The 22569-nt window shown below is 61.7% G+C and carries 26 protein-coding genes; 15 read left to right on the plus strand and 11 right to left on the minus strand.

The window, feature by feature from the left end:
* Positions 1 to 115: 115 nt before the first annotated feature.
* On the minus strand, positions 116 to 544 hold the full coding sequence (locus tag J1G34_RS08595) for an NINE protein (protein ID WP_065896144.1): 429 nt from the start codon (positions 542 to 544) through the stop codon (positions 116 to 118).
* A 249-nt stretch (positions 545 to 793) separates the two neighbouring features.
* Here J1G34_RS08595 and J1G34_RS08600 point away from each other — a divergent pair, with 249 nt between their 5' ends.
* On the plus strand, positions 794 to 1432 hold the full coding sequence (locus J1G34_RS08600) for a C40 family peptidase (RefSeq protein ID WP_065885353.1): 639 nt from the start codon (positions 794 to 796) through the stop codon (positions 1430 to 1432).
* Positions 1433 to 1568: 136 nt separating this feature from the next.
* Here the strand turns inward: J1G34_RS08600 and J1G34_RS08605 are convergent, their stop codons facing one another.
* A complete protein-coding gene (locus J1G34_RS08605) occupies positions 1569 to 2603 on the minus strand; it encodes a type IV pilus twitching motility protein PilT (RefSeq protein ID WP_222993802.1) in 1035 nt (344 codons plus the stop codon).
* Positions 2604 to 2660: 57 nt separating this feature from the next.
* Between J1G34_RS08605 and J1G34_RS08610 the strand changes: the two genes are divergently transcribed.
* The 9 genes from J1G34_RS08610 (at position 2661) to J1G34_RS08650 (ending at position 9389) form a co-directional block, all read left to right on the plus strand.
* Complete coding sequence (locus J1G34_RS08610; protein WP_222993804.1) at positions 2661 to 3347, plus strand: YggS family pyridoxal phosphate-dependent enzyme; 687 nt, start codon at positions 2661 to 2663, stop codon at positions 3345 to 3347.
* A 33-nt stretch (positions 3348 to 3380) separates the two neighbouring features.
* Positions 3381 to 4199 carry a pyrroline-5-carboxylate reductase gene (proC, locus tag J1G34_RS08615; protein ID WP_065885350.1) on the plus strand — a complete coding sequence of 273 codons (819 nt, stop codon included), beginning with the start codon at positions 3381 to 3383 and terminating at the stop codon, positions 4197 to 4199.
* Positions 4200 to 4224: 25 nt separating this feature from the next.
* The gene (locus J1G34_RS08620; protein ID WP_057723513.1) at positions 4225 to 4812 is read left to right on the plus strand and encodes a YggT family protein; all 588 of its coding nucleotides are present in this window, start codon (positions 4225 to 4227) and stop codon (positions 4810 to 4812) included.
* 197 nt (positions 4813 to 5009) lie between these two features.
* The gene (gene metX, locus J1G34_RS08625; RefSeq protein ID WP_222993806.1) at positions 5010 to 6152 is read left to right on the plus strand and encodes a homoserine O-succinyltransferase MetX; all 1143 of its coding nucleotides are present in this window, start codon (positions 5010 to 5012) and stop codon (positions 6150 to 6152) included.
* Positions 6153 to 6177: 25 nt separating this feature from the next.
* On the plus strand, positions 6178 to 6798 hold the full coding sequence (gene metW / locus J1G34_RS08630) for a methionine biosynthesis protein MetW (RefSeq protein ID WP_016972957.1): 621 nt from the start codon (positions 6178 to 6180) through the stop codon (positions 6796 to 6798).
* Positions 6799 to 6819: 21 nt separating this feature from the next.
* Positions 6820 to 7254, plus strand: coding sequence for a DUF4426 domain-containing protein (locus J1G34_RS08635; protein WP_065891576.1), 435 nt, complete (start codon positions 6820 to 6822; stop codon positions 7252 to 7254).
* Positions 7251 to 7847 carry an RdgB/HAM1 family non-canonical purine NTP pyrophosphatase gene (gene rdgB / locus J1G34_RS08640; protein WP_065891577.1) on the plus strand — a complete coding sequence of 199 codons (597 nt, stop codon included), beginning with the start codon at positions 7251 to 7253 and terminating at the stop codon, positions 7845 to 7847. The genes J1G34_RS08635 and rdgB overlap by 4 nt, the downstream gene beginning before the upstream one ends.
* On the plus strand, positions 7844 to 9046 hold the full coding sequence (hemW, locus tag J1G34_RS08645) for a radical SAM family heme chaperone HemW (RefSeq protein ID WP_262411756.1): 1203 nt from the start codon (positions 7844 to 7846) through the stop codon (positions 9044 to 9046). Before rdgB ends, hemW begins: the two co-directional genes overlap by 4 nt.
* A gap of 19 nt (positions 9047 to 9065) precedes the next feature.
* A complete protein-coding gene (locus tag J1G34_RS08650; protein ID WP_003176691.1) occupies positions 9066 to 9389 on the plus strand; it encodes a DUF3392 domain-containing protein in 324 nt (107 codons plus the stop codon).
* Between the two features lie 141 nt (positions 9390 to 9530).
* On the opposite strand, the gene trmB is transcribed toward J1G34_RS08650, so the two are convergent.
* The 4 genes from trmB to J1G34_RS08670 form a co-directional block, all read right to left on the minus strand.
* The gene (gene trmB / locus J1G34_RS08655; RefSeq protein ID WP_065885346.1) at positions 9531 to 10256 is read right to left on the minus strand and encodes a tRNA (guanosine(46)-N7)-methyltransferase TrmB; all 726 of its coding nucleotides are present in this window, start codon (positions 10254 to 10256) and stop codon (positions 9531 to 9533) included.
* A gap of 9 nt (positions 10257 to 10265) precedes the next feature.
* Positions 10266 to 11060: a thiazole synthase gene (locus J1G34_RS08660; RefSeq protein WP_065891579.1), complete on the minus strand. Its 795-nt coding sequence runs from the start codon at positions 11058 to 11060 to the stop codon at positions 10266 to 10268.
* A 54-nt stretch (positions 11061 to 11114) separates the two neighbouring features.
* On the minus strand, positions 11115 to 11315 hold the full coding sequence (gene thiS, locus J1G34_RS08665; RefSeq protein WP_065885539.1) for a sulfur carrier protein ThiS: 201 nt from the start codon (positions 11313 to 11315) through the stop codon (positions 11115 to 11117).
* A gap of 79 nt (positions 11316 to 11394) precedes the next feature.
* Positions 11395 to 11769 carry a DUF423 domain-containing protein gene (locus J1G34_RS08670; RefSeq protein WP_065891580.1) on the minus strand — a complete coding sequence of 125 codons (375 nt, stop codon included), beginning with the start codon at positions 11767 to 11769 and terminating at the stop codon, positions 11395 to 11397.
* A 74-nt stretch (positions 11770 to 11843) separates the two neighbouring features.
* On the opposite strand from J1G34_RS08670, the gene mtgA reads away from it, so the two are divergent.
* Positions 11844 to 12566 carry a monofunctional biosynthetic peptidoglycan transglycosylase gene (mtgA, locus tag J1G34_RS08675; protein ID WP_065891581.1) on the plus strand — a complete coding sequence of 241 codons (723 nt, stop codon included), beginning with the start codon at positions 11844 to 11846 and terminating at the stop codon, positions 12564 to 12566.
* Between the two features lie 131 nt (positions 12567 to 12697).
* Here the strand turns inward: mtgA and rpoH are convergent, their stop codons facing one another.
* From rpoH to ftsY, 4 genes are all read right to left on the minus strand, one after another.
* Positions 12698 to 13552, minus strand: coding sequence for an RNA polymerase sigma factor RpoH (rpoH, locus tag J1G34_RS08680; RefSeq protein WP_003176698.1), 855 nt, complete (start codon positions 13550 to 13552; stop codon positions 12698 to 12700).
* Positions 13553 to 13682: 130 nt separating this feature from the next.
* Positions 13683 to 14705 carry a permease-like cell division protein FtsX gene (gene ftsX, locus J1G34_RS08685; RefSeq protein WP_065885342.1) on the minus strand — a complete coding sequence of 341 codons (1023 nt, stop codon included), beginning with the start codon at positions 14703 to 14705 and terminating at the stop codon, positions 13683 to 13685.
* A complete protein-coding gene (gene ftsE, locus J1G34_RS08690) occupies positions 14702 to 15373 on the minus strand; it encodes a cell division ATP-binding protein FtsE (RefSeq protein ID WP_003234627.1) in 672 nt (223 codons plus the stop codon). Before ftsE ends, ftsX begins: the two co-directional genes overlap by 4 nt.
* The gene (ftsY, locus tag J1G34_RS08695; RefSeq protein ID WP_065891582.1) at positions 15370 to 16776 is read right to left on the minus strand and encodes a signal recognition particle-docking protein FtsY; all 1407 of its coding nucleotides are present in this window, start codon (positions 16774 to 16776) and stop codon (positions 15370 to 15372) included. Before ftsY ends, ftsE begins: the two co-directional genes overlap by 4 nt.
* Before the next feature lie 231 nt (positions 16777 to 17007).
* On the opposite strand from ftsY, the gene J1G34_RS08700 reads away from it, so the two are divergent.
* The 4 genes from J1G34_RS08700 (at position 17008) to J1G34_RS08715 (ending at position 21579) form a co-directional block, all read left to right on the plus strand.
* The gene (locus tag J1G34_RS08700) at positions 17008 to 18363 is read left to right on the plus strand and encodes a M16 family metallopeptidase (protein WP_222993808.1); all 1356 of its coding nucleotides are present in this window, start codon (positions 17008 to 17010) and stop codon (positions 18361 to 18363) included.
* Positions 18356 to 19846 (plus strand): M16 family metallopeptidase, encoded by a 1491-nt coding sequence (locus J1G34_RS08705; RefSeq protein ID WP_222993810.1) that lies wholly within the window; start codon positions 18356 to 18358, stop codon positions 19844 to 19846. The genes J1G34_RS08700 and J1G34_RS08705 overlap by 8 nt, the downstream gene beginning before the upstream one ends.
* A complete protein-coding gene (rsmD, locus tag J1G34_RS08710; protein WP_057723500.1) occupies positions 19846 to 20451 on the plus strand; it encodes a 16S rRNA (guanine(966)-N(2))-methyltransferase RsmD in 606 nt (201 codons plus the stop codon). The genes J1G34_RS08705 and rsmD overlap by 1 nt, the downstream gene beginning before the upstream one ends.
* Positions 20452 to 20583: 132 nt before the next feature.
* Positions 20584 to 21579 carry a hydrolase gene (locus tag J1G34_RS08715; protein WP_222993812.1) on the plus strand — a complete coding sequence of 332 codons (996 nt, stop codon included), beginning with the start codon at positions 20584 to 20586 and terminating at the stop codon, positions 21577 to 21579.
* A 119-nt stretch (positions 21580 to 21698) separates the two neighbouring features.
* Here J1G34_RS08715 and J1G34_RS08720 read toward each other — a convergent pair whose 3' ends face one another.
* Positions 21699 to 22553 carry a sulfurtransferase gene (locus J1G34_RS08720; protein WP_065891585.1) on the minus strand — a complete coding sequence of 285 codons (855 nt, stop codon included), beginning with the start codon at positions 22551 to 22553 and terminating at the stop codon, positions 21699 to 21701.
* Positions 22554 to 22569: the final 16 nt, after the last annotated feature.

The following is a 22569-nucleotide window of genomic DNA, read 5'->3' on the forward strand; positions in this document are numbered from 1 at the left end:
TGTGGGAGGGGGCTTGCCCCCGATGGCGGAGTGTCAGCTACCAAATCTATTGGCTGACACACTGCAATCGGGGGCAAGCCCCCTCCCACATGTGGTTCTCTATTTGGCCGGGAGATCAGCGCCCGCCATTGCGCTCGGCATTGCGGAGCGAAACCTGGCTGTTCAATGTCCAGAAGTCATACAGCACCCCAATCAGGAACAAACCGCCGGTCAGCAAGTAGATCAGGCCGGTGATCCATTTGCCCTGATACATCCGGTGCACGCCGAACACGCCCAGAAACGCCAACAGAATCCAGGCCACGTTATATTCGATAGGCCCGGCGGTAAAACGCAGGTCGGCTTCACGGTCCATGGCCGGGATCAGGAACAGGTCGATCAGCCAGCCAATACCCAGCAGGCCGAAGGTGAAAAACCAGATCGTCCCGGTGACCGGTTTGCCGTAATAGAAGCGATGCGCGCCGGTGAAACCGAAAATCCATAGCAGGTAACCGATCACCTTGCTGTGGGTGTCTTGCTGCGAAGCAACCTGTTGATAGGTGTTCATGAAGGACCTCTTTTCACTCAATAGATAAATTTGTTCATTTTTTTTGTGACTTTTTTACGGGCGCCCGACGCACGGTAAATGGTATCGTTCTGCCCTCAAACCCTTATGCCACCTGACTTGTGTCGGACAATTGCGGCTAATCGTCGCGTTTTTTCCGAATTTGACCCCAAGGTTCAGTCGACAAACGGCCTGAGAACAGCACAAAAAGCTGTTATAAAGTTGCGCGCAAACCCATATGAGCCACGCCTAATGCGACCATTTATCAAGACATGGCTAACCATTTGCCTATTAATGCCACTGGCCGCCCACGCCACCAATCGTGAGCAACGTCTTCCAAACGTTAACGGTTTTACCCCTAAAGTCCATAGCACACCCAGCACCGCCAAATCGGCAAAGCCCACCGTCAGCCGCCCGACTCAACTGAGCAAGGCCCACGGCAAAGTGCTTTCCACCCAGTTGGCCGTGAACACCAAGCAGAGCAGCAATGTCCTCAGCCGCGCCGTGAACGTGCTCGGTACTCCTTATCGTTGGGGCGGCAGCAGCCCAAGTAAAGGGTTCGACTGCAGCGGCCTGGTAAAATATGCGTTCAACGACGTCAAGGCGGTGGATTTACCGCGTACGTCCAACGCCATGGCGGCCGGCCACGGCTTGAAAGTTGATCGCAAAGACCTGAAGCCGGGCGATTTGCTGTTCTTCAAGCTCAAGAGCCGCCAGGTCAACCACGTTGCCATCTACCTGGGTAACGACCGCTTTATCCACGCGCCGCGTCGTGGCAAGTCGGTGAGCATCGATACACTGAAAAAGCCGTTCTGGGACAAGAACTACGTGATCGCCAAGCGGGTGCTGCCCAAAGAGCAGAACAACACCCTGCGGATCGTGCAGCGCTGATTCGAGGCTGAAATGCAGTAAATGTGGGAGGGGGCTTGCCCCCGATGGCAGAGTATTAGTCAACAGATTCATTGGCTGATACACCGCTATCGGGGGCAAGCCCCCTCCCACATTTGGTTTCATTGTTTGCTGAATCTCAAATGTCTGCCGGCACCCTCGCCTTCCCTCGCGCCTCCTCTTGGCTGATCAGCCCCTCGCTCACCAGCGCCTTCAAGCTCATATCCAGCGTTTTCATCCCCAGCGCCCCGCCGGTCTGGATCGCCGAGACCATCTGCGCCACTTTGTCTTCACGGATGAGATTACGAATGGCCGGCGTGCCCAGCATGATTTCGTGAGCCGCGACACGTCCGCCGCCGATCTTCCTGACCAGCACCTGGGACACCACCGCCTGCAGCGACTCCGACAGCATCGAGCGGACCATGGCCTTTTCCCCGCCCGGGAACACGTCCACCAGCCGGTCTACCGTCTTTGCCGCCGAAGTGGTGTGCAGGGTGCCGAATACCAGATGCCCCGTCTCAGCGGCCGTCAGCGCCAGGCGGATGGTTTCCAAGTCACGTAGCTCGCCCACCAGGATGACGTCCGGGTCTTCGCGCAATGCCGAGCGCAGCGCCACCGAGAAGCTGTGGGTATCGCGATGCACCTGCCGCTGGTTGATCAGCGCCATTTTCGGCCGGTGGATAAATTCGATGGGGTCTTCCAGCGTAAGGATGTGCTGGCGTCGATGCCGATTCAGATAATCGATCAGCGCCGCCAAAGTAGTGGACTTGCCCGAGCCGGTGGGCCCGGTCACCAGCACCAGGCCGCGCGGCAGCTGCGCGATACGCTGGAACACCTCACCCAGGCCAAGGCTTTCCAGGCTCTGGATGTCGCTGGGGATGGTACGAAACACCGCCCCCACGCCCCGCGCCTGATGGAACACATTCGCGCGAAAGCGCGCCACGCCGGGCAGTTCGAAGGCAAAGTCTGTTTCAAGAGATGTTTCGAAATCCTTTTGTTGGTGCTGGTTGAGCAAAGGGCTCAATAAATCCGCTACCTGCGACCCGGCCAGCACCGGGCCATCCAGCGGCCAGACCTCGCCATCGATGCGCAACATCGGCGCCAGGCCGGCCGACAGGTGCAGGTCGGAGGCGCCACGGCGCACGCTGGCCGTCAGTAATTCAGTGATATCCATAGGGCTTTCCATTTCCAGTAGAATGCCGCGGACTCCATATCCACGGGCGCAACTTGAATGTCGACGATAGCAGACAACATCGGCCTGGTTAGCCAGCGCATCCGCGCCGCCGCCGACGCCGTGCAGCGTGACGCAAGCGGCATCCACCTGCTGGCCGTGAGCAAGACCAAACCGGCGCAAGCGGTACGTGAAGCCTATGCCGCGGGGATGCATGATTTTGGTGAAAACTACCTGCAGGAAGCCCTGGGCAAACAGGCGCAATTATCCGACCTGCCCTTGAGTTGGCACTTCATCGGCCCCATTCAATCGAACAAGACTCGCGCGATCGCCGAGAACTTCGCCTGGGTGCATTCCGTGGACCGCCTGAAAATCGCACAACGCCTGTCCCAACAACGCCCTGCCGACCTGCCTGCGCTGAATATCTGCATTCAGGTCAACGTCAGTGGCGAAGCCAGCAAGTCCGGCTGTACGCCCGCCGACCTGCCGGCCCTGGCCAACGCCATCAGCGCCCTGCCGCGCCTGAAGCTGCGGGGCTTGATGGCGATCCCCGAACCGACTGAAGATCGCGCTGCGCAAGATGCCGCGTTCGCCACGGTGCGCGAGCTGCAAGGCAGCCTGAACCTGCCACTGGACACACTTTCCATGGGCATGAGCCACGACCTCGAGTCGGCCATCGCTCAAGGCGCCACCTGGGTGCGGATCGGTACCGCGCTGTTTGGCGCCCGCGACTACGGCCAGCCGTGAAATGGCTGACGTTCATTTAGCTAAGGACCTGTCATGAAAGACATGCGTATTGCCTTTATCGGCGCCGGTAACATGGCGGCCAGCCTGATCGGCGGCCTGCGGGCCAAGGGCCTGGACGCTGCGCAGATTCGCGCCAGCGACCCGGGCGCCGAGACCCGCGCCCGTGTCAGCGCCGAACACGGCATTGAAACCTTTGCCGACAACGCCGAGGCCATTGAAGGCGTCGACGTGATCCTGCTGGCGGTCAAGCCCCAGGCCATGAAAGCCGTGTGCGAAAGCCTGCGCCCGAGCCTACAGGCCCATCAACTGGTGGTGTCCATCGCGGCCGGCATCACTTGCGCCAGCATGAACAACTGGCTCGGCGCCCAACCGATCGTTCGCTGCATGCCGAATACCCCGTCGTTGTTGCGCCAGGGCGTGAGCGGTTTGTACGCCACCGCCGAAGTCAGCGCCGCGCAGCGTGATCAAGCCCAGCAACTGTTATCCGCCGTGGGCATCGCCCTGTGGCTGGAGCAGGAGCAGCAACTGGACGCGGTCACCGCCGTTTCCGGCAGTGGCCCGGCGTACTTCTTCCTGTTGATCGAAGCCATGACCGCCGCCGGGGTGAAACTGGGCCTGCCCGCCGACGTTGCCGAGCAACTGGCCGAGCAGACCGCCCTGGGCGCCGCGAAGATGGCGGTGTCCAGCGAGGTGGATGCGGCCGAGCTGCGCCGTCGCGTAACGTCCCCGGGCGGCACCACGCAAGCCGCCATCGAATCGTTCCAGGCCGGGGGCTTTGAAGCCCTGGTGGAAAAAGCACTGGGTGCCGCGGCACATCGTTCAGCCGAGATGGCCGAACAACTGGGCAAATAGTCGTCCCTTACCAAGGTAATCAAACATGCTCGGAATCAATGACGCTGCCGTCTTCATCATCCAGACCCTGGGCAGCCTGTACCTGCTGATCGTGCTGATGCGCTTTATCCTGCAACTGGTGCGGGCGAACTTCTACAACCCGCTGTGCCAGTTCGTGGTCAAGGCCACCCAACCCCTGCTCAAGCCGCTGCGCCGCGTGATCCCGAGCCTGTTCGGGCTGGACATGTCGTCGCTGGTACTGGCACTGCTGCTGCAGATTCTGCTGTTTGTGGTGATCCTGATGCTCAACGGCTACCAGGCCTTTACGGTGCTGCTGCTGCCATGGGCGCTGATCGGCATTTTCTCGCTGTTTTTGAAGATCATCTTCTGGTCGATGATCATCAGCGTGATCCTCTCCTGGGTCGCACCGGGCAGCCGCAGCCCGGGTGCCGAGCTGGTATATCAGATCACCGAGCCCGTATTGGCGCCATTCCGTCGCCTGATCCCGAACCTGGGCGGGCTGGATATCTCGCCGATCTTCGCGTTTATCGCGATCCAGCTGATTCAGAGCTGGGTGATTCCGCGTCTGGCGTTCTATGCGTTCATGCCTAAAGAGCTGTTCGGCCTGATCTGACCGCATGATCGTTCCCACGCTCTGCGTGGGAATGCCTCTTGGGACGCTCTGCGTCCCCCCATGCGGGGTGCGACGCGGAGCGTCATCGGCTGCATTCCCACGCGGAGCGTGGGAACGATCAATGCGCGCAGACCATTGCTTGCCGCTGGGTCCCCCGCTCTTTAGACTTACGCCTCATTTAAACGAGAGCAGGGTCGATGCCAACTGCCTTCCCCCCCGATTCCGTTGGACTGGTGGTGCCCCAAGTGGCGCACTTCAGCGAACCGCTGGCCCTGGCCTGTGGCCGCTCGCTGCCAGCCTACGACCTGATCTACGAAACCTACGGCCAATTGAACGCCACGGCGAGCAACGCCGTGCTGATCTGCCACGCCTTGTCCGGCCATCATCACGCCGCAGGCTTCCACAGCGTCGACGAGCGCAAGCCCGGCTGGTGGGACAGCTGCATCGGTCCCGGCAAACCTATCGACACCCATAAGTTCTTTGTAGTCAGCCTGAACAACCTCGGCGGCTGCAACGGCTCCACCGGCCCCAGCAGCCTCAACCCGGAAACCGGCAAGCCCTTCGGCGCCGACTTTCCGGTACTGACCGTCGAAGACTGGGTGCACAGCCAGGCGCGCTTCGCCGACCGGCTGGGCATCGCCCAATGGGCCGCCGTGATCGGCGGCAGCCTGGGCGGCATGCAAGCCCTGCAATGGACCATCACCTACCCGGATCGCGTGCGTCATTGCCTGGCTATCGCCTCGGCCCCCAAGTTGTCGGCGCAGAACATTGCCTTCAACGAAGTGGCGCGCCAGGCCATCCTCACCGACCCCGAGTTCCACGGTGGTTCGTTCCAGGAAGCCGGCGTGATCCCCAAGCGCGGCCTGATGCTGGCACGGATGGTCGGGCACATTACCTACCTGTCCGATGATTCCATGGGCGAAAAATTCGGCCGTGGGCTCAAGAGCGAAAAGCTCAACTACGACTTCCACAGCGTCGAGTTCCAGGTGGAAAGCTACCTGCGTTATCAGGGCGAGGAGTTCTCCGGGCGTTTCGACGCCAACACCTACTTGCTGATGACCAAGGCGCTGGACTACTTCGACCCGGCCGCGAACCATGACGACGACCTGGCGAAAACCTTCGAGCACGCCACGGCCAAGTTCTGCGTGATGTCATTCACCACCGACTGGCGCTTCTCACCGGCGCGCTCCCGTGAGCTGGTGGACGCCCTGATGGCCGCCAAGAAAGACGTCTGCTACCTGGAGATCGATGCGCCGCAGGGCCACGACGCCTTCCTGATTCCGATCCCCCGTTATCTGCAGGCGTTCAGCAATTACATGAACCGAATCGCGCTTATATGAATTGCTTACGCTTTTGGAGAACGCCATGAGAGCCGACCTGGAAATCATCCAAGACTGGATCCCCGCCGGCAGCCGCGTGCTCGACCTGGGCTGCGGTGATGGCGAGTTGCTGAGCTGGCTGCGCGACAACAAGCAAGTCACCGGCTACGGCCTGGAAAACGACCCGGACAACATCGCCCAATGCGTGGCCAAGGGCATCAACGTGATCGAGCAGGACCTGGACAAGGGCCTGGGCAACTTTGCCAGCAACAGCTTCGACATCGTGGTGATGACCCAGGCCCTGCAAGCGGTGCACTACCCGGACCGTATCCTCGATGAAATGCTGCGGGTCGGCCGCCAGTGCATCATCACCTTCCCCAACTTCGGTCACTGGCGCTGCCGCTGGTACCTGGCCACCAAGGGCCGCATGCCGGTGTCGGACTTCCTGCCGTACACCTGGTACAACACGCCGAACATCCACTTTTGCACCTTCGAAGACTTCGAAGCCCTGTGTGGCGAGCGTGAAGCCAAGGTCATCAACCGCCTTGCCGTCGATCAACAGCACCGCCACGGCTGGGCGAGTAAGCTATGGCCCAACCTGTTGGGCGAAATTGGTATCTACCGGGTCAGCAGTCCTGGCCTGACCGACCACAAGATTGCCGTCTAATCATTATCAAGAGGGACGCTCATGAATCGTCTGGCTGTTTTTCTACTGACCGCCTGCCTGGGCGCCAACGCCATGGCTGCGGACGCTATCGACGCTAACCGCAAAAAAGACTTCGGCGATATCACCGTTCATTACAACACCTTCACCTCCAGCTTCCTGCCACCCGAGACCGCCCAGAACGTCGGCATCGTGCGCAGCAAGGAAAAGGGTTTGATCAATGTGACCGTGATCAAGGGCGTCACCCCGGTCGCAGCCCAGGTAACCGGTACCATCAAGGACCTGGGCGGCAAGAGCGAAATCCTCACCTTCAAGCAAATCGAAGAGAAAGGCGGCATCAGCTACCTCGCGCCCTACTCGGTGACGCAGCGGGAATACAAGACGTTCACCATCAACGTTGAAACCGGTGGCAAGGCCCATGGTTTCCAATTCAACCAAGAACTGTTCCCGGCCGAATGATGAACCTTACCCAACTCGTACTGGCCAGCCACAACGCCGGCAAACTCAAGGAACTGCAGGCCATGCTCGGTGAGTCCGTGCAACTGCGCTCCATTGGCGAGTTCAGCCAGGTAGAGCCGGAGGAAACCGGCTTGTCGTTCGTCGAGAACGCCATCCTCAAGGCACGCAACGCCGCACGGATCTCCGGCCTGCCGGCTTTGGCGGATGATTCGGGCCTGGCGGTGGATTTCCTCGGCGGCGCGCCGGGCATCTATTCCGCACGCTACGCCGATGGCAAGGGCGACGCGGCTAACAACGCCAAGCTGCTCGACGCCCTCAAGGACGTGCCCGATGCCGACCGTGGCGCGCAGTTCGTCTGCGTGCTGGCGCTGGTGCGGCACGCCGATGACCCGCTGCCGATCCTGTGCGAAGGCTTGTGGCACGGTCGCATTCTGCATGCGGCCAGCGGTGAGCATGGCTTTGGCTATGACCCGCTGTTCTGGGTACCGGAGCGCAACGTCTCCAGCGCCGAACTGAGCCCGGCCGACAAGAACCAGATCAGCCACCGCGCCCGCGCCATGGCATTGCTGCGCCAGCGTCTGGGCCTGAAATGACCCAGAACACCTCTGCGCAGCCGCTGATCCACGGTGGCGCGCAAACACCCCGGGCGGCTCTGCCGGTGCTGCCGCCCCTGGCGCTGTACATTCACATTCCGTGGTGCGTGCGCAAATGCCCGTATTGCGACTTCAACTCCCATACCGCAAGCAACGTGCTGCCGGAAGAAGAGTACGTGGACGCCTTGCTGGCGGACCTGGACCAGGACCTGCACGCCGTTTACGGCCGAGCGCTGAGTTCGATCTTCTTTGGCGGCGGCACCCCCAGCCTGTTCAGCGCCGCAGCCTTGGGGCGCCTGCTCGAAGGCGTGCAAGCGCGCATCCCGTTTGCCGGCGATATCGAGATCACCCTGGAAGCCAACCCGGGCACCTTTGAACAAGAGAAGTTCGTCGCTTATCGCAAGCTGGGGATCAATCGCCTGTCCATCGGCATCCAGAGCTTCCAGCAGGAAAAACTCGAGGCGCTGGGCCGCATTCATAATGGCGACGAAGCCGTACGTGCAGCGGATATGGCACGCCAGGCCGGGTTCGATAACTTCAACCTGGACCTGATGCACGGCTTGCCCAACCAATCCCTGGACGATGCGTTGAGCGACCTGCGCCAGGCCATTGCGCTCAAGCCGACGCACCTGTCCTGGTATCAACTGACCCTGGAACCCAATACCGTCTTCTGGAACAAGCCGCCCGCGCTGCCCGAAGACGATACGCTGTGGGATATCCAGGAAGCCGGCCAGGCGCTGCTTGCCGAACACGGTTACGCGCAATACGAAGTGTCGGCCTACGCCCAACAGGGTCGCCCGGCGCGACATAACCTCAATTACTGGAGCTTTGGCGATTTCATCGGTATCGGCGCCGGTGCCCATGGCAAGCTCAGCCACCCCGACGGGCGCATCGTGCGCACCTGGAAAACCCGCGCACCGAAGGACTACCTCAACCCGGCCAAAAGCTTCCAGGCCGGGGCGAAAGAGCTGACCAACGAAGAGCTGCCGTTCGAATTCCTGATGAACGCCCTGCGCCTCACCGAAGGGGTGGATGCCAGGCTCTATGCCGAGCGCACCGGGCTTGACCTGGCGAGCCTCGACGAAGGCCGCCGCGAGGCAGAACAAAGTGGCTTAATGCGGGTCGAACCGTCACGCCTGGCGGCGACCGACCGCGGGCAACTCTTTCTCAATGACCTGTTGCAGACGTTTTTGAGCTGACGCTTTTTAAGGAAATCAAATGGATCTGGTACTCGACCTGCTCGCCACCGTGTCCCGCTGGAGCCGTAGCAACCTGTCGGAAATCTCCCTGGCCCTGGTCGGCTGCCTGCTGGTGCTGTTCGGCGCCGATATCAAGGGCTGGGTCGAAGCCCGCCTGGGCAGCATCGCCGGTGCGTTGCGCGTGCCCTTGATGGCCCTGCTGTGCATGATCGGCAGCGGCGCGGCGCTGATCTATGCCACACCGTGGATTGTGCGGGGGCTGAGCCAGTTCAATAACTACAGCCTGGCGCCGGTGTTGGTGGTGGTGCTGGTGTTGATTGGCGTAGTCGCCGACCGCCGCTGATTCCGAACCCAACACAAAACCAAATGTGGGAGGGGGCTTGCCCCCGATTGCAGTGGATCAGTCACCAAATCTTTGGCTGATACACCGCTATCGGGGGCAAGCCCCCTCCCACATTTGATTGCATTTCAAGTCAGGGGCGAGTTAAGCCAGCTTCTCGAACTTCAAATCCCACACCCCATGCCCCAACCGCTCGCCACGGCGTTCGAACTTGGTGATCGGGCGCTCCGCAGGGCGCGGTACGCATTTGCCATCTTCGGCCAGGTTGCGGTAGCCGGGGGCGACGTTCATCACTTCCAGCATGTAGTCGGCATAGGGTTCCCAGTCGGTGGCCATGTGCAGGATGCCGCCCACTTTCAGCTTGCTGCGCACCAGTTCCGCGAAGGAAGCCTGGACGATGCGACGCTTGTGGTGACGGGCCTTGTGCCAGGGGTCGGGGAAGAACAGCATCAGCCGGTCGAGGCTGTTGTCGGCGATGCAGCGGTTGAGCACTTCAATCGCGTCGCAATCGTAGACGCGCAGATTGGTCAGGCCCTGGGTCAGCACGCCGTTAAGCAACGCACCGACGCCTGGGCGGTGCACTTCCACACCGATGAAATCCTGATCCGGCGCGGCCGCCGCCATTTCCAGCAGGGAGTGCCCCATGCCAAAGCCGATTTCCAGGGAGCGCGGGGCCGAACGGCCGAATACCTGGTCGTAATCCACCGGCGCGTCGGCCAACGGCAATACGAACAGCGGCGTGCCTTGCTCCAGGCCCTTTTGCTGGCCTTCGGTCATGCGGCCGGCGCGCATCACGAAGCTCTTGATGCGGCGGTGCTTGGACTCGTCGCCTGCTTCCAGGGTGTTCGGCGTTTCGTTTGATTCAGTCATCAATAGCTCTTACTTGATCAGACCATCCAGCGGCGAAGAGGCGCTGGCATAGAGTTTTTTCGGCATGCGCCCGGCGAGATAGGCCAGGCGGCCCGCGACGATTGCATGGTGCATGGCCTGGGCCATCATGATCGGTTGCTGGGCATGGGCGATGGCCGAGTTCATCAGCACCGCGTCGCAGCCCAGTTCCATGGCGATGGTGGCGTCGGAGGCCGTGCCCACGCCCGCGTCCACCAGCACCGGGATCCTGGCTTCTTCAAGGATGATCTGCAGGTTGTACGGATTGCAGATACCCAGGCCGGAGCCGATCAGGCCGGCCAGCGGCATCACCGCGATACAGCCGATTTCCGCCAGCTGGCGCGCGATGATCGGGTCATCGCTGGTGTAGACCATCACGTCAAAGCCTTCCTTGACCAGAGTCTCGGCAGCCTTGAGGGTTTCGATCACATTCGGGAACAGGGTTTTCTGGTCGGCCAGCACTTCCAGCTTCACCAGGTTGTGACCGTCGAGCAGCTCGCGGGCCAGGCGACAGGTGCGCACGGCCTCGATGGCGTCATAGCAGCCGGCGGTGTTCGGCAAAAAGGTGTAACGGTCCGGCGACAGCACTTCAAGCAGGTTCGGCTCGCCCGCGATCTGGCCGAGGTTGGTACGGCGCACGGCGAAGGTAACGATTTCGGCGCCCGAGGCTTCGATGGCCAGACGGGTTTCTTCCATGTCGCGGTACTTGCCGGTGCCAACCAGCAGACGGGACTGGTAGGTACGACCGGCCAGGACAAAGGGCTTGTCGCTACGAACGATGCTCATGGGAAATCCTCGTAATGGGGTGAGGTTCTGCAGAATGCGTTACCGCCGGCGCGACTAGCCGCCGCCGATGGCGTGGACCACTTCGACCTGGTCACCCTCGCTGAGCGCGGTGCCTTCGTGCTGGCTGCGCGGGACGATATCCAGGTTGAGCTCCACTGCGACACGACGCCCGGTCAAATCCAGGCGGGTCAGCAGGGCCGCAACGGTTTCACCGTCGGGCAGTTCAAGGGGTTCGCCGTTCAACTGAATGCGCATGCCACGGGCCGCCATCGTTTTTAGGGGCCGGCATTCTAACGCGATTGGCACCTGAAGGTCAGCTCCAGGCGTCAAGCGGTCAAACCTGCAAGCGCCACGCCGTCAAGCCCAGGAAGAACCAGCCGAGCAGGAAGGCCAGGCCGCCAAATGGGGTGATGATGCCCAGTTTGCTGATGCCGGTCATGGTCAACACATACAGGCTGCCGGAGAACAGCAAAATACCGACGACAAACGAAATGCCCGCCCAGGTGACCAGTCGGCCGGGAATATGCGCGGCCAGCAGGGCCACCCCAAACAAGGCCAGGGCGTGCACCAGTTGATAGGTCACGCCGGTGTGGAAGATCGCCAGGTAATCGGCGCTCAGGCGGTTCTTCAGGCCGTGGGCGGCGAAGGCGCCCAGGGCGACACCGGTGAAACCGAAAAAGGCAGCCAGCATCAGAAAGCTACGCAGCATGAGGAACTCCAGTCAGACTCATCGGGCAGGGTCTGTATAATGGCCCGCTCAACGGGTTCGGCCAAGCCATCTCTATGCTGCGTATCTTCTTCAAACGCTTTCTCAACGTGGTGAAATGGTTCGCCATCGGCAGTGTGCTGCTGGTGCTGCTGTTTCGCGTCGTACCGCCGCCGTTCACCGCGCTGATGGTGGAACGCAAGATCGAATCCTGGATCGACGGCGAGCCCATTGACCTGCAGCGCAGCTGGGTGCCGTGGGACGAGATTTCCGATGACCTCAAAGTGGCGGTGATGGCCGGTGAAGACCAGCGTTTCCCGCAGCACTGGGGCTTTGACTTTGGCGCCATCCAGGCAGCGATCGTGCACAACGAACGTGGCGGTTCGATCCGGGGCGCCAGTACATTGAGCCAGCAGGTGTCGAAAAACCTGTTCCTGTGGGCCGGCCGCAGCTATCTGCGCAAGGGCCTGGAGGCCTGGTTTACCGGGTTGATCGAAGTGCTATGGCCCAAGCAGCGCATTCTTGAGGTGTACCTCAACAGCGTGGAGTGGGATGAGGGCGTGTTTGGCGCAGAGGCGGCGGCGCGGCATCACTTTGGCGTGAGCGCCAAGGGGCTGTCACGGCAACAGGCCAGCTATCTGGCAGCGGTGTTGCCTAACCCGCGAGTCTGGAGTGCCAGCCACCCGACCGCCTATGTAGCGCGGCGGGCGGCGTGGATTCGCCAGCAGATGAGTCAGTTGGGTGGCGATGGCTACCTGCTTGAGCTGAACAACGCCCGCAAGGCCCCCTGGTCCAACTGACACAATACAAAACAACTGTGGGAGGGGGCTTGCCCCCGATAGCGATGGACCAGTCACTGTATGTAATGACTGACACTCTGCTATCGGGGGCAAGCCCCCTCCCACATTTTTACCCAGTGCTGCCAGTAGCGTTAGGCAGCGATCGACAACTTCAGCTTGTTCATCGCGCTTTTCTCAAGCTGACGAATCCGCTCGGCCGACACGTTGTACTTCTGCGCCAGGTCGTGCAGCGTAGCTTTTTCTTCCGCCAGCCAGCGCTGGTAGAGAATGTCACGGCTGCGGTCGTCCAGCACTTCCAGCGCTTCGTGCAGGTTGTGATTGGAGTTGTCGCTCCAGTCGGCATCTTCCAGTTGACGCGCCGGGTCGTACCGGTGGTCTTCCAGGTAGTTGGCCGGCGATTGGAAGGCGCTGTCGTCGTCTGCCTCGGCAGCCGGGTCGAAGGCCATGTCATGGCCGGTCAGGCGACTTTCCATCTCGCGCACTTCACGGGGCTCCACGCCGAGGCTTTCGGCCACGCGGTGGACTTCCTCGTTGTTCAGCCACGCCAGGCGTTTCTTCTGGCTGCGCAGGTTGAAGAACAGCTTGCGCTGGGCCTTGGTGGTCGCCACTTTCACAATGCGCCAGTTGCGCAGGATGAACTCGTGGATTTCCGCCTTGATCCAGTGCACGGCAAACGACACCAGGCGCACACCCATTTCCGGGTTGAAGCGCTTGACCGCCTTCATCAGGCCGACGTTGCCTTCCTGGATCAGGTCAGCCTGGGCCAGACCGTAGCCGCTATAGCTACGGGCGATATGTACGACAAAACGCAGGTGGGCGAGCACCATCTGCCGAGCCGCCCCCAAATCCTGCTCATAGTAGAGACTCTCGGCCAGTTCACGCTCCTGCTCGGGCGTCAGCAAAGGAATGCTGTTTACCGTGTGCACATAGGCTTCCAGGTTCGCACCCGGGACCAAGGCATAAGCAGGTTGCAAAGAAGTGGTCATACGAAAAAACCTCCGACTCACATAACTCGTGCAGTTCAGCACTGCGAAAATTGACCGGGGAACCGTAGGACAAGTTCCCTAAACTGCTGACAAGGTCAATACAAACGAAACTACATTACCCTGACATTAACTACTTCGGTGCCAGCTCACGTAAATGCCGTGCGACCGCAATCCACGCACCGATATACCCCAACAGCACCGCGCCAAGCAAGAGGCTCAGGCCATCGGCCACCGGCACCCCAGCCAGGGCGAAATCGCTGCCGTACAAGCCGGCCAGCCCGATAACTGCATCGTTCAGCCAGTCCAGGCCAAAAGCCAGCAATCCCCAGGACAAAACCCCGGCACCGAAGCCATAAAGCGCGCCCATGTACAGAAAAGGACGACGCACATAGCTGTCCGTGCCGCCGACCAGTTTAATCACTTCTATCTCGGTGCGGCGGTTTTCAATATGAAGACGAATGGTATTACCTATCACCAAAAGTAATGCAGACACCAGCAACACCGTCAAACCGAACACGAAGCGGTCGCCCAGCTTGAGGATCGCGGCCAGGCGCTCTACCCAGACTAGATCAAGTTGCGCCTGTTGCACCTTGGGCATCTCTGCAAGTTTCTGGCGCAGGGCTTCCAGGGCCGGTTTGTCCACTTCATCCGGCGTCACCAGCACCACGCCCGGCAACGGGTTCTGCGGCAGCTCCTTGAGCGCCTCGCCCAGGCCGGATTGTTGCTGGAACTCCTCAAGTGCCTGGTCGCGACTGATGTATTCGGCCTCCGCCACGCCCGGCATGTTCTTGATTTCGTCGCGCAGCGCTTCGCCTTGCTGGGTGCTGGCATCCAGGTTCAGGTACAGCGAAATCTGCGCTGCGCGCTGCCAGGAACCGCCCAGGCGCTCGACATTGTTGAGCAGCAACGACAAGCCCATCGGCAGGCTCAGGGCCACGGCCATCACCAGGCAGGTGAAAAAGCTGCCGATCGGCTGCTTGCCCAGGCGGCGCAGACTGTCGAGCAAGCTGGCGCGGTGACTTTCGATCCAGGCACGCAACAGGGTGCCGAAGTCCGGACCGTCGTCATCGTCGCGTTTTTTCTTTTTCGGTTGCGGGTCGGCCGGTTTCGGCGCCACGCGTTCGGATACTTTAGGACTGCGTGTCGCACTCATACGCCGGCCTCCCCGTCGCCGATCAGGCGGCCGCGTTGCAGGGTCAGCATGCGGTGACGCATACGGGCAATCAGGGCCAGGTCGTGGCTGGCGATCAATACGCTGGTGCCCAGGCGATTGATGTCTTCGAACACCCCCATGATCTCGGCTGCCAGGCGCGGGTCGAGGTTACCGGTGGGTTCGTCCGCCAGCAGCAAGGCCGGGCGGTGGACGATGGCGCGGGCGATACCCACGCGCTGTTGCTGGCCGGTGGACAGGTCGCCGGGGTAGAGGTCGGTCTTGTCCGACAACGCCACGCGCTCCAGGGCCGAATCCACCCGCTTGACGATCTCGGCCTTGGACAGCCCGAGAATCTGCAGGGGCAAGGCGACGTTGTTGAACACCGTGCGATCGAACAGCAACTGGTGGTTCTGGAACACCACGCCGATCTGGCGGCGCAGGAACGGGATCTGCGCATTGCTGATGGTGGCCAGGTCCTGGCCCGCCAGCAACAGCTTGCCGGTGGTGGGACGCTCCATCGCCAGCAGCAGGCGCAACAAGGTGCTCTTACCGGCGCCGGAGTGACCGGTGACGAACAAAAACTCGCCCCGCCGTACTCGAAAGCTCAGCTCATGCAAGCCCACATGCCCGTTGGCGTAGCGTTTACCGACCTGTTCGAATCGAATCATGAACGCTCCCGCTCGGCAAAGAGTGCCTGTACAAAGGGTTCGGCTTCAAAGGTGCGCAGGTCGTCGATGCCTTCACCGACGCCGATGTAACGAATCGGCAACCCGAACTGTTTGGCCAGGGCGAAAATCACACCGCCCTTGGCCGTGCCGTCCAGCTTGGTCAAGGCCAGGCCGGTCAGTTGCACCGTCTGGTTGAATTGCTTGGCCTGGCTGATGGCGTTCTGGCCGGTACCGGCGTCGAGCACCAGCAGCACTTCATGGGGGGCATCGGCGTCGAGCTTGCCGATCACGCGGCGGACTTTCTTCAGCTCTTCCATCAAGTTGTCTTTGGTGTGCAGGCGACCGGCGGTGTCGGCGATCAACACATCGATGTTACGGGCCTTGGCGGCCTGCACGGCATCGAAGATCACCGAAGCGGAGTCGGCCCCCGTGTGCTGGGCGATCACCGGGATCTTGTTGCGCTCACCCCACACTTGCAGCTGCTCGACGGCAGCGGCACGGAAGGTGTCGCCGGCGGCGAGCATGACTTTCTTGCCCTCACCCTGCAGCTTTTTGGCCAGCTTGCCGATGGTGGTGGTCTTGCCGGCGCCGTTGACGCCCACGACCAGGATCACGAAAGGCTTCTTCGGCGTAATCACCAGCGGCGCTTCAACCGGTTTAAGCATGGCGGCCAGCTCGGCCTGCAGAGACTTGTACAACGCGTCGGCGTCGGTCAACTGCTTGCGCGCGACTTTCTGGGTCAGGCTCTGGATGATCACGGCGGTGGCTTCGACGCCCACGTCTGCGGTAAGCAGGCGGGTTTCAATGTCTTCCAGCAGCTCGTCATCGATGGTCTTTTTGCCGAGGAACAGGCTGGCCATGCCTTCGCCGATACTGGCGCTGGTTTTGCTCAGGCCCTGCTTGAGGCGGGCGAAGAAGCCGGTTTTACTGGTTTCGGCGGGTGCGGCGGGCTCTTCGATGACCGCAGGCACGGCAGCTACAGCTGGCACTTGAGCAGGGATTTCAGCAGGCATTTCGACTGCTGGGGGCGCCGTGACGACAACCTCTACCGGCGGCGCCACAGGAATGGGCGGCGTCACGTGTTCAGCCTGCACATCCTCAACCAGTGCCACCGGCTCCTCGGCTACCGGCAGCTCCAGCCACGGTTTGTGCTCGGGTTCAGGTTCAGGCGCAGGTTCTGCCTCGACCACCGGCTGCAACACCGGCTCCGCGATAGGCAACACCACCGGTGCCGGCGTTTCGGCAACCGGTTCGGCTTCTACTATAGGCTCAGGGGTAGGTTCGGGTTGAACCTGCGGCTGTTCGACGACGGTTTCCTGCGGTTTTTTGCGCAGCCATCCGAACAGGCCTTTCTTCTCGCCAGCCGCAGCTGGGGTCTTCTTGTCGTCGTTGGAACCAAACATGGAGACGGCTATCTCAAGGTAGCGACGCGCCAAGGGGCGCTTCGGTAAATAAAATTCGATGCGTAACAGACTGTTTTTTAGCCAGCTCGTTCATGCGCAACATTTTGAAGGCCTAAATAGAGCCTTAACAGGACAGCCACAGTGGCCGTCCCTGAGTCGGATCAGTATCCTAGCACCTCCTCGCCCGCCGACGCTAAGACCAAGCGGGCAGTCCAACAGGTTAAAAAACGAATGAATGCTCTAGCCCGCCGCGCCGCAGGCCTGCTGCTCAGCACAGTTTGTCTGCCCCTTTCAGCTTTGGCTGCCGATCCACAACCCACCCACGAATTCACCCTCGACAACGGCCTCAAGGTCGTCGTGCGCGAAGATCATCGTGCGCCGGTGGTGGTTTCCCAGGTCTGGTACAAAGTGGGCTCGAGCTACGAAACCCCGGGCCAGACCGGTTTGTCCCACGCCTTGGAACACATGATGTTCAAGGGCAGCGCCAAGGTCGGCCCCGGCGAAGCCTCGCTGATCCTGCGCGACCTGGGCGCCGAAGAAAACGCGTTCACCAGTGACGACTACACCGCTTACTACCAGGTGCTGGCCCGTGACCGCCTGGGCGTGGCCTTCGAGCTGGAAGCCGACCGCATGGCCAGCCTGCGCCTGCCGGCCGATGAGTTCAGCCGCGAAATCGAGGTGATCAAGGAAGAGCGCCGCCTGCGCACCGACGACAACCCGATGTCCAAGGCCTTTGAACGTTTCAAGGCCATGGCCTTCCCGGCCAGCGGCTATCACACGCCGACCATCGGCTGGATGGCCGACCTGGAACGCATGAAGGTCGAGGAACTGCGCCACTGGTACCAGGCCTGGTACGTACCGAACAACGCGACCCTGGTGGTGGTCGGCGATGTCGCGCCGGACGAGGTGAAAACCCTGGCCCAGCGCTACTTCGGCCCGATCCCCAAGCGCGACGTCCCGCCCGCCAAGATTCCGCTGGAGCTGGCCGAGCCCGGCGAGCGCCTGCTGACCCTGCACGTGCAAACCCAGTTGCCAAGCGTCATGCTCGGTTTCAACGTGCCGGGCCTTGCGACTGCCGAGGACAAGCGCTCGGTACAAGCCCTGCGCCTGATCTCGGCCCTGCTCGACGGCGGCTACAGCGCGCGGATCTCCGAGCAGCTGGAGCGCGGTGAAGAACTGGTCTCCGCCGCCTCCACCAATTACGACGCCTATACCCGCGGCGATACCCTGTTCATGCTGAGCGCCACGCCTAACCAGCAGAAGAAAAAGACCGTCGCCCAAGCCGAAGCCGGCCTGTGGCGCCTGTTGGAAGAGCTCAAGGCCAAGCCGCCCACCGCCGAAGAACTCGAGCGCATCCGCGCCCAGGTGATAGCGGGCGTGGTCTACCAGCGCGACTCCATCACCAGCCAGGCCACGGCCATTGGCTCGCTGGAGACCGTCGGTCTGTCGTGGAAGCTGATGGACACTGAGCTTGCCGACCTGCAAAGCGTGACCCCGGAAGATATCCAAAAGGCTGCGCGCACCTATTTCACCCGCGAACGTCTGAGCGTCGCCCATGTTTTGCCCGAGGAGACCGCTCATGAGTGACCGCAAAAGCAGCCGCCTGATTCTGCCCGGCCTGATCGCCGTTACCCTCTGCGCGGCCAGTGCCGTGTACTTCCTGCGCCCGAGCGAATCGGTTGCCAGCCCGGCGCTGGACAAGGCTCAATCGGCCAGCAAGCTGCAATCACTGGCTGAGCTGGACGGTAAAGCACCGACCAACCGCAAGCTCGATGTGCAGACCTGGACCACCGCCGAAGGCGCCAAGGTGCTGTTCGTCGAAGCCCATGAATTGCCGATGTTCGACGTGCGCATCCTGTTCGCCGCCGGCAGCAGCCAGGACGGCAACGTGCCGGGGCTGGCCTTGATGACCAATGCCATGCTCAACGAAGGCGTGCCGGGCAAGGACGTCAGCCAGATCGCCAGCGGCTTTGAAGGCCTGGGCGCCGATTTTGGCAATGGCGCCTACCGCGACATGGCCCTGGTGTCGCTGCGCAGCCTGAGCGACAGCGACAAGCGCGAGGCCGCACTGGCGCTGTTCAATGACGTGATCGGCAAGCCCACGTTCCCCGCCGATTCACTGGCACGCATCAAGAACCAGATCCTGGCCGGCTTCGAATACCAGAAACAGAACCCCGCCAAGCTGGCGAGTATCGAGCTGTTCAAGCGCCTGTACGGCGACCACCCGTACGCCCACCCAAGCGAAGGCACGCCTGAAAGCGTTCCGGCGATTACCGTGCAACAGATGCAGGCCTTCCACGCCAAGGCCTACGCGGCGGGCAATGCGGTGATCGCGGTGGTCGGCGACCTGACCCGTGCCGAAGCCGAAGCCATGACCGCCAAGGTCTCTGCCGCGCTGCCCAAGGGCCCGGCCCTGGCGAAGATTGCCCAACCGACGGAGCCCAAGGCCGGCCTGAGCCGTATCGAGTTTCCCTCCAAGCAAACCCACCTGCTGTTCGCCCAGTTGGGCATCGACCGTGCAGACCCGGATTACGCAGCCTTGTCCCTGGGCAACCAGATTCTCGGCGGCGGTGGCTTCGGCACCCGCTTGATGAGCGAAGTGCGCGAAAAACGCGGCCTGACCTACGGCGTGTACTCCGGTTTCTCGCCGATGCAGGTGCGCGGCCCGTTCATGATCAACCTGCAGACCCGCGCCGAAATGAGCGGCGGCACCCTGCGCCTGGTCGAAGACGTGGTGGCTGACTACCTCAAAAACGGCCCCACCCAGAAAGAACTGGATGACGCCAAGCGCGAACTGGCCGGCAGCTTTCCGCTGTCCACCGCCAGCAACGCCGATATCGTCGGGCAGTTGGGGGCCATGGGTTTCTACAACCTGCCGCTGAGCTATCTGGAAGATTTCATGAAACAATCCCAGGCCCTGACCGTAGAGCAGGTCAAGGCTGCAATGAACAAACACTTGAGCGCCGACAAGATGGTCATCGTGACCGCCGGCCCGACGATTGCGCAAAAGCCACTACCGCCCCCCACTGATAAACCCGCCGAGCAGCCGCTCGGGGTTCCGGAGCATTAATGGCCAGTTCATCTCGCCCGAAAAAACCTGTCCACAACGTGCATAACGGTGTGGGCCAACTGCGCATCATTGGCGGTGAATGGGGCAGCCGCAAGCTGAGCTTCCCCGATGTCGTGGGCCTGCGTCCGACCCCGGATCGCGTGCGCGAAACCCTGTTCAACTGGCTGGCGCCGTACATCGGCGGCGCCAAGGTACTCGACCCGTTTGCCGGCAGTGGCGCGTTGTTCCTGGAGGCGCTGTCCCGTGGCGCAGCCCAGGCACAGGCGCTGGATGCGAGCAATGTGGCGGTGTCCAGCCTCAAGGAACACTTGGGTACCTTGCGCTGCACCAATGGCCAGGTCCAGACCGCCGACGCCTTGCGCTACCTGGAAACCCAGGCCGCCAGCGAATACGACGTGGTGTTCCTCGACCCACCGTTCAACCAGAACCTGCTGCCGACCGTGTGTGCGTTGCTGGAAGAACGCCAGTGGCTGGCGCCGGATGCGTGGATCTACACTGAAAGCGAGACCGCGCCGTCGACGCTCGGCCTGCCGGGCAGCTGGCGCCTGCACCGGGAGCAGAAATCCGGGCGGGTGTATTACGCGTTGTGGCACCGCGCCCTGTAGGAGCGAGCTTGCTCGCCAAGGTCGAGCAGGCGGCACGGGCTGCCTGATAGCGCTGCGTCATCGTTAACGTTTTTCGCGAGCAAGCTCGCTCCTACGGGGGGCATGGCAAGCTCGTCCGGCAGCGAGTATTTCATGACTCCCTCTGTGGACCGCTTCAAACCCGCCTTCGGCCTCGGCAACCCCCACCTGCAAACACTGTGGGGGCCGCTGTGGCGCCCGACCACCCACATCGAGCGCCAACGCGAACGTCTGTGGCTGGAAGACGGCGACTTTCTCGACCTCGACTGGCACGGCCCCCACGACGTTCAGGCGCCGCTGGTGCTGGTGTTGCACGGGCTGACCGGTTCGTCCAATTCGCCTTACGTCGCCGGCCTGCAAAAAGTCCTCGCCACGCAAGGCTGGGCCAGTGCGGCATTGAACTGGCGCGGTTGTTCGGGCGAGCCGAACCTGTTGGCTCGCAGCTATCACTCCGGTGCCAGCGAAGACCTGGCCGCAGCGATTGCTCATCTGCGCACCAAGCGACCTTTGGCGCCCCTCTATGCGGTGGGTTATTCCCTGGGCGGCAACGTGTTGCTCAAGCATTTGGGCGAAACCGGTGCGGCTTCGGGGCTGCAAGGCGCGGCGGCAGTGTCGGTGCCGTTTCGCCTGGACCAATGCGCGGATCGTATCGGGCTGGGATTTTCGCGGATCTACCAGAAGCACTTCATGCGCGAGATGCTGGCGTATATCCGCGTCAAGCAACGCCAGTTTTTGCAGGATGGCCGTGAGGAAGGGCTGAAAAGCCTGGAGGCACTGGGCTCTCTGGAGAAGATGCGCACGTTCTGGGACTTCGATGGGCGAGTGACTGCGCCGTTGCATGGCTTCTTGAGTGCTGAGGATTACTATCGCCGCGCCTCCAGTCGCTACTACCTGGGCGCTATCCGCACACCAACCCTGATTATCCAGGCCGCCGATGACCCGTTTGTGTTTGCCCACAGCCTGCCCGAAGCCAGTGAGCTATCAGACTGTACGGAGTTTGAGCTGTTGGCCAAGGGTGGGCATGTGGGGTTTGTAGAGGGTTCGCTGAAGCGCCCCGGCTACTATCTGGAACGCCGCATCCCCCAATGGCTACTGGCACAACATAGGTAAAAATATGGGAGGGGGCTTGCCCCCGATTGCGGTGTGTCAGTCAGTACATCTGTTACTGATCCACCGCCATCGGGGGCAAGCCCCCTCCCACATTTTGATTGAGTTCACAGGCCAATTGCTCAGTCGCCTGTTGCCACTTCCCGCTTGGGATCCGTAATCCACTCACTCCAAGACCCCGCATACAACTTGCCCAACGGATACCCCGCCAAGCTCAGCGCAAACAGGTTATGGCACGCCGTTACCCCCGAACCGCAATACGCCACCAATTCTTCCGGCGGGCGCCCCTGCAATTGTGCGGCAAAGCGTTGCTTGAGTTGCTCGGCCGGCAAGAAACGACCATCACTGCCCAGGTTCTCATTGAAGGCCGCGCACTGCGCACCGGGAATATGCCCGGCAATCGAGTCGATGGGCTCTACTTCACCACGAAAACGCGGCTGGGCGCGGGCGTCGATCAAGGTCAGGCCGGGCTGACCCAGGCGTTTTTGCACATGCTCGGCATCCAGCACCAGCCGATTATCCGGCATACCGGTGAAGGTGCCCGGCTCAGTCACTGGCGCATCCAGGCTCAAGGGGAAACCGGCGCTGTGCCAGGCCTTGAGGCCACCATCGAGAATAAACACGCCATCACGCTTGCCCAGCCAGGTCAGCAGCCACCAGGCACGGGCGGCATAGGCACCGGCGCCGTCGTCATACAGCACCACGTCGGTGTCGGCACTGATGCCCCAAGCTCGCAGCTGTTCGGCGAAGGTGTCCGCCGCAGGCAACGGATGACGGCCGGTCACACCCTTGATCACCTTGCCGCTGAGGTGGCGCTCCAGGTCGGCATATTGCGCCCCTTCGATATGCCCTTCGGCATAGCTGCACAGCCCGTAATCCGGGTCTTCCAGGGCAAAGCGGCAATCGAGGATCACCAGCCCGGCCGACTGCTGGCGCTCGGCCAACGCCTGGGGGCTGATCAATTGGGCAAGCGGCATGACTGACTCCTGTGCA

Source organism: Pseudomonas sp. Wu6 (assembly GCF_019891515.1).
Lineage (GTDB): Bacteria > Pseudomonadota > Gammaproteobacteria > Pseudomonadales > Pseudomonadaceae > Aquipseudomonas > Aquipseudomonas orientalis_A.